The organism is Nonomuraea candida, assembly GCF_000725485.1.
Classification (GTDB): Bacteria; Actinomycetota; Actinomycetes; order Streptosporangiales; family Streptosporangiaceae; genus Nonomuraea; species Nonomuraea candida.
In genome coordinates this window covers 1-1,168 of sequence record NZ_JOAG01000140.1, presented here as the reverse complement: position 1 = coordinate 1,168, position 1,168 = coordinate 1, and the positions used below count along the sequence as shown (strand labels likewise).

Sequence of the window (1,168 nt, the reverse complement as noted above, 5' to 3'; positions counted from 1 at the left end):
GAACCTCTATTTCAACCCCAAGCGGTACGACCTCGCCAAGGTGGGCCGTTACAAGATCAATAAGAAGCTGGGCGTCGACGCCGAGATCACGCAGGGCACCCTGACCGAGGACGACATCGTCTCGATGATCGAATACCTGGTCCGGCTGCACGCCGGCGAGACGTCGATGGGCGAGGCCGTGGTGGAGATCGACGACATCGACCACTTCGGCAACCGGCGCATCCGCAGCATCGGCGAGCTCATCCAGAACCAGGTCCGGCTGGGCCTGGCCAGGATGGAGCGTGTCGTGCGCGAGCGCATGCCGCCCGGTCGTGGCGTCGATCAAGGAGTTCTTCGGCACCTCGCAGCTGTCGCAGTTCATGGACCAGACCAACCCGCTGGCCGGCCTGACGCACAAGCGCCGCCTGAACGCGCTGGGCCCCGGCGGCCTGTCCCGCGAACGGGCCGGCATGGAGGTCCGCGACGTGCACCCGTCCCACTACGGCCGGATGTGCCCGATCGAGACCCCCGAGGGCCCCAACATCGGCCTCATCGGCTACCTCGCCTGTTTCGCCCGCCTCAACGCCTTCGGCTTCATCGAGACGCCCTACCGCAAGGTGGTGGACGGCAAGGTCACCGACCGGATCGACTACCTGACCGCCGACGAGGAGGACCGCTACGTCATCGCCCAGGCCAACTCCCCGCTCACGCCGGACGGCGGGTTCGCCGAGCGGCGGGTGCTGGTCCGCACCAAGGGCGGCGAGTTCGAGTACGTCCGCTCCGGCGACGTGCACTACATGGACGTGTCGCCGCGCCAGATGGTGTCGGTGGCCACCGCGATGATCCCCTTCCTGGAGCACGACGACGCCAACCGGGCGCTGATGGGCGCGAACATGATGCGCCAGTCGGTGCCGCTGCTCAGGAGCGAGGCGCCGCTGGTCGGCACGGGCATGGAATACCGTGCCGCGACCGACACGGGCGACATGCTCAGGGCCGAGAAGGCGGGCGTGGTGGAGGAGGTCTCGGCCGACTACCTCACGGTCCTGAACGACGACGGCTCCAGGACGACGTACCGGGTGGCCAAGTTCCGGCGCTCCAACCAGGGCACCAGCTTCAACCAGAAGCCCATCGTGGCCGAGGGCGACCGCGTCGAGGTCAACCAGGTCATCGCCGACGGTCCGTGCACCGA

At 67.9% G+C, this 1,168-nt stretch carries 1 pseudogene; it reads left to right on the top strand.

Annotated elements, in window-relative coordinates:
• Positions 1-1,168, top strand: a pseudogene (locus IO39_RS43410) (RNA polymerDNA-directed RNA polymerase subunit B); the annotation flags it as partial.